Origin of the sequence: Bacillus sp. IBL03825 (assembly GCF_024712505.1) — a bacterium.
GTDB classification, from domain to species: Bacteria; Bacillota; Bacilli; order Bacillales; family Bacillaceae_G; genus Bacillus_A; species Bacillus_A wiedmannii.
Map to the genome: position 1 here is coordinate 275,001 of NZ_JAMXKE010000001.1, position 17,500 is coordinate 292,500.

Consider the following 17,500-nt stretch of genomic DNA (forward strand, 5'->3'; position numbering starts at 1 on the left):
GAAAGAGATCCTGAAACCGTGTGCCTACAAATAGTCAGAGCCCGTTAATGGGTGATGGCGTGCCTTTTGTAGAATGAACCGGCGAGTTACGATCCCGTGCGAGGTTAAGCTGAAGAGGCGGAGCCGCAGCGAAAGCGAGTCTGAATAGGGCGTTTAGTACGTGGTCGTAGACCCGAAACCAGGTGATCTACCCATGTCCAGGGTGAAGTTCAGGTAACACTGAATGGAGGCCCGAACCCACGCACGTTGAAAAGTGCGGGGATGAGGTGTGGGTAGCGGAGAAATTCCAATCGAACCTGGAGATAGCTGGTTCTCCCCGAAATAGCTTTAGGGCTAGCCTTAAGTGTAAGAGTCTTGGAGGTAGAGCACTGATTGAACTAGGGGTCCTCATCGGATTACCGAATTCAGTCAAACTCCGAATGCCAATGACTTATCCTTAGGAGTCAGACTGCGAGTGATAAGATCCGTAGTCAAGAGGGAAACAGCCCAGATCGCCAGCTAAGGTCCCAAAGTGTGTATTAAGTGGAAAAGGATGTGGAGTTGCTTAGACAACTAGGATGTTGGCTTAGAAGCAGCCACCATTTAAAGAGTGCGTAATAGCTCACTAGTCGAGTGACTCTGCGCCGAAAATGTACCGGGGCTAAATACACCACCGAAGCTGCGAATTGATACCAATGGTATCAGTGGTAGGGGAGCGTTCTAAGTGCAGTGAAGTCAGACCGGAAGGACTGGTGGAGCGCTTAGAAGTGAGAATGCCGGTATGAGTAGCGAAAGACGGGTGAGAATCCCGTCCACCGAATGCCTAAGGTTTCCTGAGGAAGGCTCGTCCGCTCAGGGTTAGTCAGGACCTAAGCCGAGGCCGACAGGCGTAGGCGATGGACAACAGGTTGATATTCCTGTACCACCTCTTTATCGTTTGAGCAATGGAGGGACGCAGAAGGATAGAAGAAGCGTGCGATTGGTTGTGCACGTCCAAGCAGTTAGGCTGATAAGTAGGCAAATCCGCTTATCGTGAAGGCTGAGCTGTGATGGGGAAGCTCCTTATGGAGCGAAGTCTTTGATTCCCCGCTGCCAAGAAAAGCTTCTAGCGAGATAAAAGGTGCCTGTACCGCAAACCGACACAGGTAGGCGAGGAGAGAATCCTAAGGTGTGCGAGAGAACTCTGGTTAAGGAACTCGGCAAAATGACCCCGTAACTTCGGGAGAAGGGGTGCTTTCTTAACGGAAAGCCGCAGTGAATAGGCCCAAGCGACTGTTTAGCAAAAACACAGGTCTCTGCGAAGCCGTAAGGCGAAGTATAGGGGCTGACACCTGCCCGGTGCTGGAAGGTTAAGGAGAGGGGTTAGCGTAAGCGAAGCTCTGAACTGAAGCCCCAGTAAACGGCGGCCGTAACTATAACGGTCCTAAGGTAGCGAAATTCCTTGTCGGGTAAGTTCCGACCCGCACGAAAGGTGTAACGATTTGGGCACTGTCTCAACCAGAGACTCGGTGAAATTATAGTACCTGTGAAGATGCAGGTTACCCGCGACAGGACGGAAAGACCCCGTGGAGCTTTACTGTAGCCTGATATTGAATTTTGGTACATTTTGTACAGGATAGGCGGGAGCCATTGAAACCGGAGCGCTAGCTTCGGTGGAGGCGCTGGTGGGATACCGCCCTGAATGTATTGAAATTCTAACCTACGGGTCTTATCGACCCGGGAGACAGTGTCAGGTGGGCAGTTTGACTGGGGCGGTCGCCTCCTAAAGTGTAACGGAGGCGCCCAAAGGTTCCCTCAGAATGGTTGGAAATCATTCGTAGAGTGCAAAGGCATAAGGGAGCTTGACTGCGAGACCTACAAGTCGAGCAGGGACGAAAGTCGGGCTTAGTGATCCGGTGGTTCCGCATGGAAGGGCCATCGCTCAACGGATAAAAGCTACCCCGGGGATAACAGGCTTATCTCCCCCAAGAGTCCACATCGACGGGGAGGTTTGGCACCTCGATGTCGGCTCATCGCATCCTGGGGCTGTAGTCGGTCCCAAGGGTTGGGCTGTTCGCCCATTAAAGCGGTACGCGAGCTGGGTTCAGAACGTCGTGAGACAGTTCGGTCCCTATCCGTCGTGGGCGTAGGAAATTTGAGAGGAGCTGTCCTTAGTACGAGAGGACCGGGATGGACGCACCGCTGGTGTACCAGTTGTTCTGCCAAGGGCATAGCTGGGTAGCTATGTGCGGAAGGGATAAGTGCTGAAAGCATCTAAGCATGAAGCCCCCCTCAAGATGAGATTTCCCATAGCGTAAGCTAGTAAGATCCCTGAAAGATGATCAGGTTGATAGGTTCGAGGTGGAAGCATGGTGACATGTGGAGCTGACGAATACTAATAGATCGAGGACTTAACCATATAATATGTAGCAAATGTTATCTAGTTTTGAAGGAATATGCCTTCATAGTTTGGTGATGATGGCAGAGAGGTCACACCCGTTCCCATACCGAACACGGAAGTTAAGCTCTCTAGCGCCGATGGTAGTTGGGACCTTGTCCCTGTGAGAGTAGGACGTCGCCAAGCAACCTTAAGACGAGTCAGAATGACTCGTCTTTTTTGTATGCTTTCATACCTCTGTTAATTGCCTGCTTAACTCCTTCTAAATAGGCGAATCCATGCCTTTTATCTGGTTCTAAGTAAGTACCTTCTGCCCATTCATTCCACGCATTAATAAATAAAAACTCGCTGTTGTAAAGAGAATAGGTACGCTGGATTTGTTTGCTTAAATATATCGTGAACTTCCTAGGGGTAGAACCTAGGAAGATGCTGCTATTTAAGTCTTTGCGGCGTGCTGTATTGTCCCAGTCAACAAAGGCACCAGGAAATGTTTTTTTCTCTGGAGGAGATCGCTTTAGTATATACATCCACACTTTATCATAATCCCAAGCGTTTATTTGTTTACCAGACTCATATATTGCCTTATTTATGTCTGAAGAGCTATCATGGGCAATTGTATAAAAAGGCTCGAATTGAATGCTAGCATCAAATCCATTTATATTAGGAAGTGGAAAGCTGTTTAATGTTTCTGCAAAGTATATACCTTTCAAACCATTTTCTTGTGCGAGTGTATTCCAATAATGAAGCATTTGTTCACAATCAGGAATATGCCCGGGACGATAAATAATGAATAGTGGTTTATCATCTATACGGATATATCTCTCATCTTGGAAAGCTTGTAATAAATACTCAAAGTGTTCTTTCCAATCCGATAACTCTCCATAATTTTGAGGCTTTAATATGTGACTATCAAGACCATCCCAAGTTTTTGTCCACGGTTCATTTGCCCAAGAAAGGCAAAATGGAAAATCTGGTTCCTTCATTTTAAATACCTCATTAAAGGGTGTCTCCAATAGTCTTTTTCCTTTAAACCAGTTATGAGTGTTTTTGCGGTCATCTTAAATAAGGTATCGATTCTAAAAGGAAAATATAAAATAAAGATAATGAAAATTTATAAGGGGCATACAATTATAAGAGAATGAATAATAGAGGTGACCAATTTCGTTTATTTGTATTTCTAGGTGTGATAAGCAAAAATCTTATTACTAGAGAGGATATTATGAGGAAGAATAATTATTTAATAGTAGGTGGAAATAGTTTCATTGGTATTAACCTCGCATTAGGTTTATTGAAACAAGATCAAAATGTAAAAGTATTTTCCAGACATATAAATAATTTCCCTCAAAATATTATAAGTGATGTTGAATTTATTAAAGGTGATTTAGCGAATGTTGAAGATATATATAAAGCTTTAGTGGATGTGGATATTATTATTTATTTAGCTGCAACGTCTAATGTAGCAACTTCAATTGAAGATATTTTTGGAGATATGAACAGTAGCTTTTTTTTTCTTAATTTCATGGAAAGCGTTAAAAACTTTCCTATTAGAAGAATTGTATTAGCATCTTCTGGGGGCACCGTGTATGGTGAACCTGAATATTTACCTATTGATGAGAAACATCCATTAAAACCACTTTCTCCTTACGGAATAACAAAAGTGTCGCTTGAAAATTACTTGTACTTTTATAAGAAAAAATACGGAATTGACTATGTTGTATGTAGATATTCTAATCCATATGGAAAATATCAAAATCCTTTAAAGAAAGTTGGGGCAATAAACTGTTTTTTGTATCAGCATCTCAGTAATGAAAAGATTAATATATATGGAAATCCACAAGAGATTATTCGAGATTATATTTATATCGATGATTTAGTTGAAATCACTATACAACTATCACACTTAAATCGTTTGAAATCTTGTGTGTATAACATAGGGAGCGGCAAGGGTCTCTCTTTAAAACGAATTATAGTAGAATTGGAGAAATTAACGGAAAGAAGAGTGGACTTTACCTGCTATAAACAAAGGCAAGAAAATGTTCAACAAATCATTTTAAATATAGATAGAGTAAGACGAGAATGTAATTGGGAACCGAAAATAGATTTCAAAAGTGGAATTAGATTAAATAAGCTATGGATTGAAGAGTTCTTATATAGTAAAAAATAATAAGCCATGCCTACTTTTGTATAAGTAGAGCGTGGTTTATTATTTTATTTCTTTTTTTATTACCCAAAGGTCTTGATGTTCCCACCAAAAACCTTCAGTGTATTTTTTGATAACAGGGTTATAGGGTAATAATTTAATTTTGTCACATACGTAAGAGGGACTAACGATCATTTGCCCGTACTGATGAACATCCAAATCCAATTGTTCACTAGAAGGGAGAAACCAATAACCCTGTTTATTTAAATCTGGAAAGCTGAAGTACTTTTTACTTTGATAACCATGAGTTGTGAAAATGAGTAAGCCTTCAGGAGAAACAGCATTATACAATGTTTGAAGCCAACGAAACCAAGTTGTATTAGGCATATGAGAAAAAAATGATAGACAAAAGACGATATCATACGTAGACGAGGTCAAATTTACTTGTTCAGGTTCAGGGTGAGATAAGATAGAGGAAGTATTTAATGTACGTTCAATAAAAGTAATAGCCTCTTCATGTATATCGCAGGTAGTTATACTTAAGTTCGTTTGTAGGTTTAATAAATGACGTGTTACGCAGCCGTATCCGGATGCGAATTCTAATAATTTTATTGGAGTGTCTATAGGGGGATGGAAGGAAGTAATTAAATCTAAGAGTGTTTCTGCAGATTTTCTCCCATCTTGAAAATAATAATCTATCGCTTCTTTTTTAGATGGGAAGACTGGATTAGTGACAAGGAATTGAAAGATATGATCCTCTGGATGGATACTTGCATTTACATTGTAGTTGTGTGCAATTCGAGAAATCAAATCTTTATTTGCCTCTATAAATTCTTTCAATGAGTAACCCCCCTTAAATGATAGTAACGTCTTACAAGAGATACTGATGGCGAAGAAAATATATCATTCAATCTTCAAATATGCTTTAAGATACTTTCTATATGTGTACATTTTTTTTTTTGAAATGTCGTCGATAGTAAAGGTTTCTTTAATGAAATTCTGCATTTGTACAACTTCACTGTAATGGGAATATGAATCTTCTGTTCTCGTTACGCTATTTGTATGTCGTCTATGATAGTTTAGCGGTTTTGGATTGAAATAAATGTTCCCCTCTTTAAGAATAGAAACATAGAAAAAACAATCACCAGCTACTTTAAACTTTTCTAATTGTTTTTCTGTTGTTTTTATATCTATGTTTTTAAAAACTACACTTGAGACATTAGGTATGGTGTTTTTGATAAGTAATGTATCTTGTATTTCATCTATTCCTTTTCGGAAATAAGAACTTTTCCATTTTTCTTTATCAATATCATTTGTGTAATCTAAATAATGATTGGCCAGGATATTTCCTTGCTCATCTATTTGTTGTGATTGTGTGTAGCTTAAGGTAACATCACCATTTATATGAAACCCTTGTATTACTTCTTCTAAAAATGTCTGATCACATAAGTCATCGGCCTCTGCAATCCAAATATAATCACTGGTTGCTGCAGAGACGCCTTTTATCCATTGTTTAAATACAGAACCAGAGTTTTTATCATTAATAATCTGCTGAACTTTTAAGTGGGGCTTATTTTCGTTTGAGAGCAGCTGTTTAAATATAGATACGCTATTGTCAGTAGAGGCATCGTCTAGGAAAATTAGTTCGTAAAGGGGATAGGTTTGGTTTAATATGGATTTAACTCGGTCAGGTAAGTATTTTTCGTAATTATAGTTCGATATGATTACGCTTATTTTTTTGTAATTATGTTCAAGCAGGTTTAATAATTGATAAATATAATGAAGAAAGTTGAAATCTTTTTCAATAAGCTCTTGGCCAAAGCACCCTTTTTGTAATCGTAAGTCTTCATCTCCAATAAATTCATATATTCTTTCCAGCAACTGCGGTAAATTTAAAAAGTCTACTAAGGCGCCAGTTTGTTCCGTAACAACATCTTCAAAACCTCCAGCATTTTTAAACCCTATAACAGGGACTTTTGTATCTAATGCTTCTAAAACAACGTTTGGAAAAGGATCTTCTCTTGAAGTTAATAAATACAAATCAGCCCCGGCGTTATATAAACCGATATCTGGAGTAGGCTCAACTAATGTGAAATGTGCTGTATACCTTGGGGATAGCGTGTTAAAGAAATGAACATCTGTTCTCCCGCCCCAGATAAAATGAATATTCGTATGAACCTTTCTTACTGAGTAAGCAATAAGTGAGAATAAATCTATCCCTTTCCGATGATCAGCAAAACCTACCCCCAAAATGATGTTGCTATCTAGAGGCAGGTTGTGTTTTTTTCGTAATTCGTTTCTCGCTTTTGCAATATTGTTCTTATAAGGATTGTGGTTAAACAAACCTTGAGGGGGGATGTGGCATTTTTGATGATCTAATTGGGTGATTGTACGGAATTTTTCATACACGTACTGTGAAGGGAAGACAATTTTGTAAGCAAACTCGGCAATGTTTCTCGCTTTTCCCTCGGCAGAGTACTGTTGTATTAAATGCGGCAATTCATGTATTAATGAAATAACTTTTATATTGTGTTTAGCTAGTAATGCAACTATATCACCACTTATGACGGTACTACATATGGCGATGGTATAGTCTTGTGATAGTAACTTCTTTATTAATAATTCGACCTTTTTTCCGTTGGGTAGTCTTCCTCTAGGCAATAAACAGGACCATACTTTTGAAAATCGTGGATTAAAATGCCCGTTCCAATAGAAATAATTGCGACGGAGTAATGAAAGTTTTCTTTAAGAGCTTTAATAGTATGTAAAGAAAGACGTTGTGCTCCGTGGAAATGGGCATCATGGGATACATAAATGATCTTCTTATTAACATGCATTTCATAACGCCTCCTAAGTTAATTAGATTTTTAGTAAATGCATGGTGTATTTATAATTCCTAGAGAGAAGTGGTAGGAGATAATTGTGAATGCAGCTGGAATGTACTCGAAATAAAAAGTGCTACCTTTAATATATATTTGTTTGGCTTGCTATTCATTCTTTAGAAAGGTGTAAGTAAGAAAGTATAAACTGTCGATTATGAAAGTGATTGCATCAGTTTATTAATCTCTAGGAACGGAGTATAAATGAAGAAGGTTCAATACCCTTTAGAATTTATAAAATAAAAAGGATAAAAGGTATTGACGATTAGGATATAGGGGTGTAATATAGAACAAGTCGCCGATGCAATAACGCAGAACGCGGCAAACGAAATGAAAAACTTAGTTGACATTAACTAACGAAGATGTTAACATAAGGGAGTCGCAAATGAGCGACCGAGTAGTTCTTTGAAAACTGAACGAAACAAACAACGTGAAACGTCAATTTTTATTTTTAGATGCTAGACAAACTAACTTTATTGGAGAGTTTGATCCTGGCTCAGGATGAACGCTGGCGGCGTGCCTAATACATGCAAGTCGAGCGAATGGATTGAGAGCTTGCTCTCAAGAAGTTAGCGGCGGACGGGTGAGTAACACGTGGGTAACCTGCCCATAAGACTGGGATAACTCCGGGAAACCGGGGCTAATACCGGATAATATTTTGAACTGCATGGTTCGAAATTGAAAGGCGGCTTCGGCTGTCACTTATGGATGGACCCGCGTCGCATTAGCTAGTTGGTGAGGTAACGGCTCACCAAGGCAACGATGCGTAGCCGACCTGAGAGGGTGATCGGCCACACTGGGACTGAGACACGGCCCAGACTCCTACGGGAGGCAGCAGTAGGGAATCTTCCGCAATGGACGAAAGTCTGACGGAGCAACGCCGCGTGAGTGATGAAGGCTTTCGGGTCGTAAAACTCTGTTGTTAGGGAAGAACAAGTGCTAGTTGAATAAGCTGGCACCTTGACGGTACCTAACCAGAAAGCCACGGCTAACTACGTGCCAGCAGCCGCGGTAATACGTAGGTGGCAAGCGTTATCCGGAATTATTGGGCGTAAAGCGCGCGCAGGTGGTTTCTTAAGTCTGATGTGAAAGCCCACGGCTCAACCGTGGAGGGTCATTGGAAACTGGGAGACTTGAGTGCAGAAGAGGAAAGTGGAATTCCATGTGTAGCGGTGAAATGCGTAGAGATATGGAGGAACACCAGTGGCGAAGGCGACTTTCTGGTCTGTAACTGACACTGAGGCGCGAAAGCGTGGGGAGCAAACAGGATTAGATACCCTGGTAGTCCACGCCGTAAACGATGAGTGCTAAGTGTTAGAGGGTTTCCGCCCTTTAGTGCTGAAGTTAACGCATTAAGCACTCCGCCTGGGGAGTACGGCCGCAAGGCTGAAACTCAAAGGAATTGACGGGGGCCCGCACAAGCGGTGGAGCATGTGGTTTAATTCGAAGCAACGCGAAGAACCTTACCAGGTCTTGACATCCTCTGAAAACCCTAGAGATAGGGCTTCTCCTTCGGGAGCAGAGTGACAGGTGGTGCATGGTTGTCGTCAGCTCGTGTCGTGAGATGTTGGGTTAAGTCCCGCAACGAGCGCAACCCTTGATCTTAGTTGCCATCATTAAGTTGGGCACTCTAAGGTGACTGCCGGTGACAAACCGGAGGAAGGTGGGGATGACGTCAAATCATCATGCCCCTTATGACCTGGGCTACACACGTGCTACAATGGACGGTACAAAGAGCTGCAAGACCGCGAGGTGGAGCTAATCTCATAAAACCGTTCTCAGTTCGGATTGTAGGCTGCAACTCGCCTACATGAAGCTGGAATCGCTAGTAATCGCGGATCAGCATGCCGCGGTGAATACGTTCCCGGGCCTTGTACACACCGCCCGTCACACCACGAGAGTTTGTAACACCCGAAGTCGGTGGGGTAACCTTTATGGAGCCAGCCGCCTAAGGTGGGACAGATGATTGGGGTGAAGTCGTAACAAGGTAGCCGTATCGGAAGGTGCGGCTGGATCACCTCCTTTCTATGGAGAATTGATGAACGCTGTTCATCAATATAAGTTTCCGTGTTTCGTTTTGTTCAGTTTTGAGAGAACTATCTCTCATATATAAATGTATGTTCTTTGAAAACTAGATAACAGTGTAGCTCATATTTTTTTAATTTTAGTTTGGTTAAGTTAGAAAGGGCGCACGGTGGATGCCTTGACACTAGGAGTCGATGAAGGACGGGACTAACGCCGATATGCTTCGGGGAGCTGTAAGTAAGCTTTGATCCGAAGATTTCCGAATGGGGAAACCCACCATACGTAATGGTATGGTATCCTTACCTGAATACATAGGGTAAGGAAGACAGACCCAGGGAACTGAAACATCTAAGTACCTGGAGGAAGAGAAAGCAAATGCGATTTCCTGAGTAGCGGCGAGCGAAACGGAACATAGCCCAAACCAAGAGGCTTGCCTCTTGGGGTTGTAGGACATTCTATACGGAGTTACAAAGGAACGAGGTAGACGAAGCGACCTGGAAAGGTCCGTCGTAGAGGGTAACAACCCCGTAGTCGAAACTTCGTTCTCTCTTGAATGTATCCTGAGTACGGCGGAACACGTGAAATTCCGTCGGAATCTGGGAGGACCATCTCCCAAGGCTAAATACTCCCTAGTGATCGATAGTGAACCAGTACCGTGAGGGAAAGGTGAAAAGCACCCCGGAAGGGGAGTGAAAGAGATCCTGAAACCGTGTGCCTACAAATAGTCAGAGCCCGTTAATGGGTGATGGCGTGCCTTTTGTAGAATGAACCGGCGAGTTACGATCCCGTGCGAGGTTAAGCTGAAGAGGCGGAGCCGCAGCGAAAGCGAGTCTGAATAGGGCGTTTAGTACGTGGTCGTAGACCCGAAACCAGGTGATCTACCCATGTCCAGGGTGAAGTTCAGGTAACACTGAATGGAGGCCCGAACCCACGCACGTTGAAAAGTGCGGGGATGAGGTGTGGGTAGCGGAGAAATTCCAATCGAACCTGGAGATAGCTGGTTCTCCCCGAAATAGCTTTAGGGCTAGCCTTAAGTGTAAGAGTCTTGGAGGTAGAGCACTGATTGAACTAGGGGTCCTCATCGGATTACCGAATTCAGTCAAACTCCGAATGCCAATGACTTATCCTTAGGAGTCAGACTGCGAGTGATAAGATCCGTAGTCAAGAGGGAAACAGCCCAGATCGCCAGCTAAGGTCCCAAAGTGTGTATTAAGTGGAAAAGGATGTGGAGTTGCTTAGACAACTAGGATGTTGGCTTAGAAGCAGCCACCATTTAAAGAGTGCGTAATAGCTCACTAGTCGAGTGACTCTGCGCCGAAAATGTACCGGGGCTAAATACACCACCGAAGCTGCGAATTGATACCAATGGTATCAGTGGTAGGGGAGCGTTCTAAGTGCAGTGAAGTCAGACCGGAAGGACTGGTGGAGCGCTTAGAAGTGAGAATGCCGGTATGAGTAGCGAAAGACGGGTGAGAATCCCGTCCACCGAATGCCTAAGGTTTCCTGAGGAAGGCTCGTCCGCTCAGGGTTAGTCAGGACCTAAGCCGAGGCCGACAGGCGTAGGCGATGGACAACAGGTTGATATTCCTGTACCACCTCTTTATCGTTTGAGCAATGGAGGGACGCAGAAGGATAGAAGAAGCGTGCGATTGGTTGTGCACGTCCAAGCAGTTAGGCTGATAAGTAGGCAAATCCGCTTATCGTGAAGGCTGAGCTGTGATGGGGAAGCTCCTTATGGAGCGAAGTCTTTGATTCCCCGCTGCCAAGAAAAGCTTCTAGCGAGATAAAAGGTGCCTGTACCGCAAACCGACACAGGTAGGCGAGGAGAGAATCCTAAGGTGTGCGAGAGAACTCTGGTTAAGGAACTCGGCAAAATGACCCCGTAACTTCGGGAGAAGGGGTGCTTTCTTAACGGAAAGCCGCAGTGAATAGGCCCAAGCGACTGTTTAGCAAAAACACAGGTCTCTGCGAAGCCGTAAGGCGAAGTATAGGGGCTGACACCTGCCCGGTGCTGGAAGGTTAAGGAGAGGGGTTAGCGTAAGCGAAGCTCTGAACTGAAGCCCCAGTAAACGGCGGCCGTAACTATAACGGTCCTAAGGTAGCGAAATTCCTTGTCGGGTAAGTTCCGACCCGCACGAAAGGTGTAACGATTTGGGCACTGTCTCAACCAGAGACTCGGTGAAATTATAGTACCTGTGAAGATGCAGGTTACCCGCGACAGGACGGAAAGACCCCGTGGAGCTTTACTGTAGCCTGATATTGAATTTTGGTACATTTTGTACAGGATAGGCGGGAGCCATTGAAACCGGAGCGCTAGCTTCGGTGGAGGCGCTGGTGGGATACCGCCCTGAATGTATTGAAATTCTAACCTACGGGTCTTATCGACCCGGGAGACAGTGTCAGGTGGGCAGTTTGACTGGGGCGGTCGCCTCCTAAAGTGTAACGGAGGCGCCCAAAGGTTCCCTCAGAATGGTTGGAAATCATTCGTAGAGTGCAAAGGCATAAGGGAGCTTGACTGCGAGACCTACAAGTCGAGCAGGGACGAAAGTCGGGCTTAGTGATCCGGTGGTTCCGCATGGAAGGGCCATCGCTCAACGGATAAAAGCTACCCCGGGGATAACAGGCTTATCTCCCCCAAGAGTCCACATCGACGGGGAGGTTTGGCACCTCGATGTCGGCTCATCGCATCCTGGGGCTGTAGTCGGTCCCAAGGGTTGGGCTGTTCGCCCATTAAAGCGGTACGCGAGCTGGGTTCAGAACGTCGTGAGACAGTTCGGTCCCTATCCGTCGTGGGCGTAGGAAATTTGAGAGGAGCTGTCCTTAGTACGAGAGGACCGGGATGGACGCACCGCTGGTGTACCAGTTGTTCTGCCAAGGGCATAGCTGGGTAGCTATGTGCGGAAGGGATAAGTGCTGAAAGCATCTAAGCATGAAGCCCCCCTCAAGATGAGATTTCCCATAGCGTAAGCTAGTAAGATCCCTGAAAGATGATCAGGTTGATAGGTTCGAGGTGGAAGCATGGTGACATGTGGAGCTGACGAATACTAATAGATCGAGGACTTAACCATATAATATGTAGCAAATGTTATCTAGTTTTGAAGGAATATGCCTTCATAGTTTGGTGATGATGGCAGAGAGGTCACACCCGTTCCCATACCGAACACGGAAGTTAAGCTCTCTAGCGCCGATGGTAGTTGGGACCTTGTCCCTGTGAGAGTAGGACGTCGCCAAGCAACCTTAAGACGAGTCAGAATGACTCGTCTTTTTTGTATTTTATAAAATAAGTTAGTTATCTATGGGCTTCTTGAGTTATAAATAACAAGCTTATAGCTTTAAAAGTAGCAACAGGAACTCCCGGTAATTATAAATACGATCTCCTAAGCCTTCATCAATAGCGAATTCTTCGCTTACTTCATTCATTGGTGTTACAGTTACTTCTATTATTTTAATAATAGCTACAGGTTCATTATTACTAATGAGTATAATACTATAATCGTTAGTAGTCAGTAGTGATTCATTTTCTAATTCATAAAAAATGTGAACGGAGCATGTTGCTGTTTTTATGCCGTCAATTACTAACTGTGCGAGATAATTAGAAGAATCACCGAATTGCCAAGCTGTAATAGATTCCGGTTTGTCACTGTTTCCCCAATAAGTATTCCGATATGATTGTGCTAAAGGATTCAATTGTATCGTTACCTCATACCTCACTTTAATTAATAATTTTAGTCTCTTTATAATCCCTGGGAAATTTCCTTATTTGCTATATCTTTGTACGTATTTAAAACTTGTATCGGTGTGTTGCGAATTAAGAAAGATAATATGTGTGGAATGAATATGGTTTGTAGACACGTTCGGTCCCTATATGGCATTTTCCAGTAGACATCCATATTAATAGAGGAATGTTTAAATTTTGAATTGTGTCGTACGGTAAAGATTAAAATTGCTTGAAGAACATTTGGATTATTAATGATGATTTATTCCCGCTATGCCATATTGGAGTAGGTAGTACTTGATGTGAAATGGATAAAAAACCGATATTCTAACTTGAATATCGGTTTTTTATCTGTGACTTATATGAATTTATAGCAATACGAAAAGCGTAAATAAGATAGCTAACAAAATACGATAGTATGCGAAAGGTTTTAAGCCTATCTTTTCTAAAAGCTTTAGGAATGTTACTACTGCTAACATTGCTACTATAAAAGAGGTAATGAATCCTACCGCAAACATAGGGATATCATTGACACTTAAATACTTCCAGCTTTTTAACAAGTCTAAGCCTGTAGCGCCTACCATTACAGGAAGAGCAATGAGAAAAGAGAACTCAGATGCAGTTTTATAATTTACTTTTGCTAATAGACCTCCAGAAATAGTAGAGCCAGCTCTAGAGAAGCCGGGGTATACTGCTAAGCATTGAAATAATCCAATTGTTAATGCTTGACGGTATGTTAAATCATCCAGTGAATAGGAGGTTGCCTCTTTCTTTTTTACTTCTGCAAAGAGCATAAGAATTGCCCCTGCTACAAGTCCAATTACGACAGTATAGGGCTGAAATAAGTAAGTTTTAATGACACCATGTAGTAGTAAACCAGCAACTACTGCTGGAAATACGCCAAGAAATACATGGAATGCGTTGAATTTCTTCTCTTTCCGCAGAAGAGGTTTAATATTACATAAAGAAACGAGGCGTTTATGATATAAAATTGCAATAGCTAAAATTGCCCCTAGCTGTATAACAATTTCAAACGTTTTCGCTCTTTCTCCTTCAAAATCTAATAAATGCCCGACTAATATAAGGTGACCAGTAGAAGAGATAGGTAAAAATTCAGCTAACCCCTCTACGATACCGAGTATGAAGGCAATAATGATATCGCTCATCGTTTCACTCCTATAAATTAATGAATGTCTACTCTTTTGAAATAGAATAGTGTTGCAAAAAATCCTGAAACCGCTGTTGCTGCAATGATGATATAAGAATATTCCGGTGGATATGTGGGTTGTAATTCATTATTTGCAATATCAAGAGTAGCGGTCCACGGAAATAAATCTTTATGTTTGGAGTTTACGAGCATAAGATTAGTCATTGTAATAATGACAGTTAATATAATAGGTGGTACATAGCTCTTCATTACAAGAGTTAGTAGCACAATAGGTGAAGACAATAGAAAGAGAAGTCCACCACAGATTAAAAATTTTAGAAAAGAGCCTAAAAATAAAGCAGTGTTAAAACCAGGGAAGTTCCCCAATAGCCCTAATATTAAAGTAAGTGCCCAAGCGACTAAAGTTAGCATCATGATCCAAAGAAAAAGAGTGATGAACTTACTTATAATAAAGCTAATACGCGATACGGGGATAGTTAGTAAATTCTTTAGTGTGTCTTCTGCATATTCACGGGTAAAAAGATAAGCAATTACTACTCCATATAAGGGGAACCCTATCACTAAAGTAGTATATAAGTTAACATCAGTAAATAATTGATGGAACCAAATAGTCGGAGTGGGCTGTTTGGTTTTTATATGTATATAAGAAGCTACTACGACTAAGAAAGGTGCGACACCAGCTCCAATAATGCTAATTAAAAACATATTAGAGCGTTTTAGTTTTAATAGTTCTGTATAGAGTAGATTAACCAATTGTTCCACCTCCAACTAATTTAGTGAAATAATCTTCTAATCTATCTTCACTTATCATCATTTTTAATACTTCCACACCATTTAGAACGAATGTTCTGTTGATGTATCCTTGTTGTCCAAAATGAGAATAAATACGAATATTTCCTTCATCATGTACTTCATAATCAAAAATTTGAAGCTGATTTTCTAATAGCATCGCGGCTTTATTTTCATTATTCACTTGAAATTCTATGTACTTACGGTTTGTTTTACGTAGCTTATCAAGAGAAACTTCTTCTAGTAACCTTCCTTCATGAATAATTCCGATACGATCGACTAACTGTTCTACCTCGGCTAATATGTGACTAGAAATGAGTATTGTTATATTTCTTTCTTGAGCTAAAGAATGAATAAGTTTTCGCATTTCTTTAATACCGATGGGGTCTAGCCCATTAGTTGGTTCATCTAATATGAGTAGCTCAGGATAATGGAGAAGGGCGCGTGCAATTCCTAAGCGCTGCTTCATTCCTAAAGAATACTTTTCTACTAATTTTTTTGTCTCGTGCTGCAAGCCTACTATTTCTAATGCTTCTTCAATGGCATTCTTTTTGTGAATCCCAATTATCTTTGCATTAATTAATAAGTTTTCTTTTGCAGTTAAGTTTTCATAGAACCCTGGAACCTCAACGATAGAACCAATTCTTCTTAAAATATCTTTTTGATTTTGAAATAAGTCCTCTCCGAATATTTCAATATTTCCGCTTGTAGGTTTTATAAGACTGAGTAGCATACGAATGGTTGTTGTTTTGCCCGCACCGTTTCGTCCTATGAATCCATAAATCTCGCCTTGTTGAACATTAATATTTAGATTATCTACTGATTTTTGTGTGCCATACACTTTAGTAAGGTTAGTCGTTTTTATAATTGTATTTATAGGAAACACCTACTTTCTATAAGCTCTTAATTACATGATAAGAAGGAAGGCTTAACTGCATATTAATCATTTCTTAACTATTTCTTAAAAGAAATGTATTTTGGAATTGAAAAGCCAAAAGTAGTTCGTTTCCATGGAGTACTTTCAACCCATATATGCCCACCATTTCTCTCAACGAGTGCTTTAGAAATTGAAAGCCCGAGACCGCTACCACCAGAAGAGGAGTTTCTCGATTGTTCGCTTCGGTACATTCGTTCAAATACGTTTTGTAAATCATGTTTTGGGATACCAGGGCCTTTATCCCAAATAAGAAGTTCATAGTCTGTATCAGTTTCTAGTAGTTCGATCCCTAATGTTTTCCCATCTTTTCCGTAATAAATGGCATTTTTTATCAAATTACTCATAATTCGCATAAGGCTAAGGTGGTCTGCAATGATAGGACAAGTAGATTCTGGTATGAGAACCTGTAGTTCGAGATTATGTTTTGAGAGTTCAGGTAAAAATTCAATCAAAACTTCTCTAGTAACTTCAGAAAAGTCGAGTTCCTCTTCTTTTAGTGGAAATTCATTGGCGTCTAGCTTTGCCATATTGAATATTTCGTTAACTAGATGTTTTAAGTTATTTGATTTCATATAAAGTATTTTAAGATATTCTTTCTTTTCTATTTCAGAAGCAGCAACCCCATCTTTTAAAGCGTCGATATATCCAATAATAGAGGTGAGTGGTGTTCGGATATCGTGCGAGATACTAGACAAAAGTTGTTTTCTAGATTCCTCGGATCTTTTTGCTTCGATCCGAACCTTTTCTAATTCAGCTATCAGTTCGTTTATTGAAAAAACGATACTATGTAATGAGGGGTCATTGCTTGTGAATAATCTCGTTTGTAAATTTCCTTTTAGTACACGACCTAATTTTGTGTCCACTGATTTGCGATGTTGAATGAATTGTATTCTTGAAAAGAAGAGATACATTGTAATTAAAATAAGGGTAATAAATAAAGACATCTTTCCTTTTGGACCCATTTGTATATTTAAAAGCCCGCAAATGATAAGTTGTAATGAAATAAGGAATAGGGTTTTATCAGTCTTCAAGTTTTTCACCTACAAACTTATAACCAATTCCCCATACAGTTTGAATGAATTTTGGATTAGAAGGATTGATTTCTATTTTCTTTCTAAGTTTTCGAATATGTACCATAACGGTATTATCGTCTTCTATATAATTATCGTCCCATACATTTCGGAAAAGCTGTGTTTTTGTAAATACTTGTCCTGGGTTTGAAGTAAAGAATTTCAACAGTTCCAGTTCTTTTCCGGTTAAGCTGATTTCTTCTTTATTTGTATGAACTGTGTATGTATTTAAATCGATAGTTAGTCCTTTGAAAGCTAAAAGTGTTTTCTCTTGTGCAGTAGTGTTACTTCCAAGAACTAAAAAACGCCGCATAAGAGCCTTTACTCGTGCAACTACTTCGTGAATACTGAAAGGTTTTGTAATGTAATCATCAGCGCCAATGCTTAAACCTAAAATTTTATCAATTTCGTGATCTTTAGC

Annotated in this window: 7 protein-coding genes, 5 rRNA genes and 3 pseudogenes (2 of these 15 only partly in view); 6 read left to right on the forward strand and 9 right to left on the reverse strand. The window is 41.0% G+C overall.

Translation table 11 applies throughout. The features are described 5' to 3' along the window. Nucleotides 1-2,377: ribosomal RNA gene (locus NHG49_RS01570) — 23S ribosomal RNA — on the forward strand (it extends 545 nt beyond the left edge of the window). A gap of 49 nt (nt 2,378-2,426) precedes the next feature. Further along, a 5S ribosomal RNA gene (rrf, locus tag NHG49_RS01575) occupies nt 2,427-2,542 on the forward strand. Between the two features lie 14 nt (nt 2,543-2,556). Here rrf (NHG49_RS01575) and NHG49_RS01580 read toward each other — a convergent pair. Beyond that, nucleotides 2,557-3,396 (reverse strand): annotated as a pseudogene (locus tag NHG49_RS01580) (glycosyltransferase WbsX family protein); the annotation flags it as partial. A gap of 179 nt (nt 3,397-3,575) precedes the next feature. Here NHG49_RS01580 and NHG49_RS01585 point away from each other — a divergent pair. After that, a complete protein-coding gene (locus NHG49_RS01585) occupies nt 3,576-4,520 on the forward strand; it encodes an NAD-dependent epimerase/dehydratase family protein (RefSeq protein WP_064475992.1) in 945 nt (314 codons plus the stop codon). 39 nt (nt 4,521-4,559) lie between these two features. On the opposite strand, the gene NHG49_RS01590 is transcribed toward NHG49_RS01585, so the two are convergent. After that, nucleotides 4,560-5,336, reverse strand: coding sequence for a class I SAM-dependent methyltransferase (locus NHG49_RS01590; RefSeq protein ID WP_064475993.1), 777 nt, complete (start codon nt 5,334-5,336; stop codon nt 4,560-4,562). A 63-nt stretch (nt 5,337-5,399) separates the two neighbouring features. After that, nucleotides 5,400-7,333, reverse strand: a pseudogene (locus tag NHG49_RS01595) (glycosyltransferase). 515 nt (nt 7,334-7,848) lie between these two features. Between NHG49_RS01595 and NHG49_RS01600 the strand changes: the two are divergent. The 3 genes from NHG49_RS01600 to rrf (NHG49_RS01610) all read left to right on the forward strand — a co-directional run bounded on the left by NHG49_RS01600 (nt 7,849) and on the right by rrf (NHG49_RS01610) (nt 12,633). Next, nucleotides 7,849-9,400 (forward strand): 16S ribosomal RNA (locus NHG49_RS01600). Between the two features lie 146 nt (nt 9,401-9,546). Further along, nucleotides 9,547-12,468, forward strand: a 23S ribosomal RNA gene (locus NHG49_RS01605). Nucleotides 12,469-12,517: 49 nt separating this feature from the next. Further along, nucleotides 12,518-12,633: ribosomal RNA gene (gene rrf, locus NHG49_RS01610) — 5S ribosomal RNA — on the forward strand. Together the 16S, 23S and 5S rRNA genes form the textbook arrangement of a ribosomal RNA operon. A 124-nt stretch (nt 12,634-12,757) precedes the next feature. On the opposite strand, the pseudogene NHG49_RS01615 reads toward rrf (NHG49_RS01610), so the two are convergent. From NHG49_RS01615 to NHG49_RS01640, 6 genes and pseudogenes are all read right to left on the reverse strand, one after another. Further along, nucleotides 12,758-13,087, reverse strand: a pseudogene (locus tag NHG49_RS01615) (ASCH domain-containing protein); the annotation flags it as partial. 396 nt (nt 13,088-13,483) lie between these two features. Continuing rightward, nucleotides 13,484-14,281, reverse strand: coding sequence for an undecaprenyl-diphosphate phosphatase UppP (gene uppP / locus NHG49_RS01620; RefSeq protein ID WP_060486332.1), 798 nt, complete (start codon nt 14,279-14,281; stop codon nt 13,484-13,486). A gap of 17 nt (nt 14,282-14,298) precedes the next feature. Then, nucleotides 14,299-15,036 (reverse strand): ABC transporter permease, encoded by a 738-nt coding sequence (locus NHG49_RS01625; protein WP_000247712.1) that lies wholly within the window; start codon nt 15,034-15,036, stop codon nt 14,299-14,301. Continuing rightward, the gene (locus NHG49_RS01630; protein WP_098103664.1) at nt 15,029-15,958 is read right to left on the reverse strand and encodes an ABC transporter ATP-binding protein; all 930 of its coding nucleotides are present in this window, start codon (nt 15,956-15,958) and stop codon (nt 15,029-15,031) included. Before NHG49_RS01630 ends, NHG49_RS01625 begins: the two co-directional genes overlap by 8 nt. A gap of 68 nt (nt 15,959-16,026) precedes the next feature. Continuing rightward, nucleotides 16,027-17,040 carry a sensor histidine kinase gene (locus tag NHG49_RS01635; protein WP_064475989.1) on the reverse strand — a complete coding sequence of 338 codons (1,014 nt, stop codon included), beginning with the start codon at nt 17,038-17,040 and terminating at the stop codon, nt 16,027-16,029. After that, a protein-coding gene (locus tag NHG49_RS01640) for a response regulator transcription factor (protein WP_258125463.1) crosses the window boundary here: on the reverse strand, nt 17,030-17,500 show its 3' portion. Its footprint extends 243 nt past the window's final position; only the last 471 of its 714 coding nucleotides appear in the window; its start codon lies off the right edge, out of view; it ends in the stop codon at nt 17,030-17,032. Before NHG49_RS01640 ends, NHG49_RS01635 begins: the two co-directional genes overlap by 11 nt.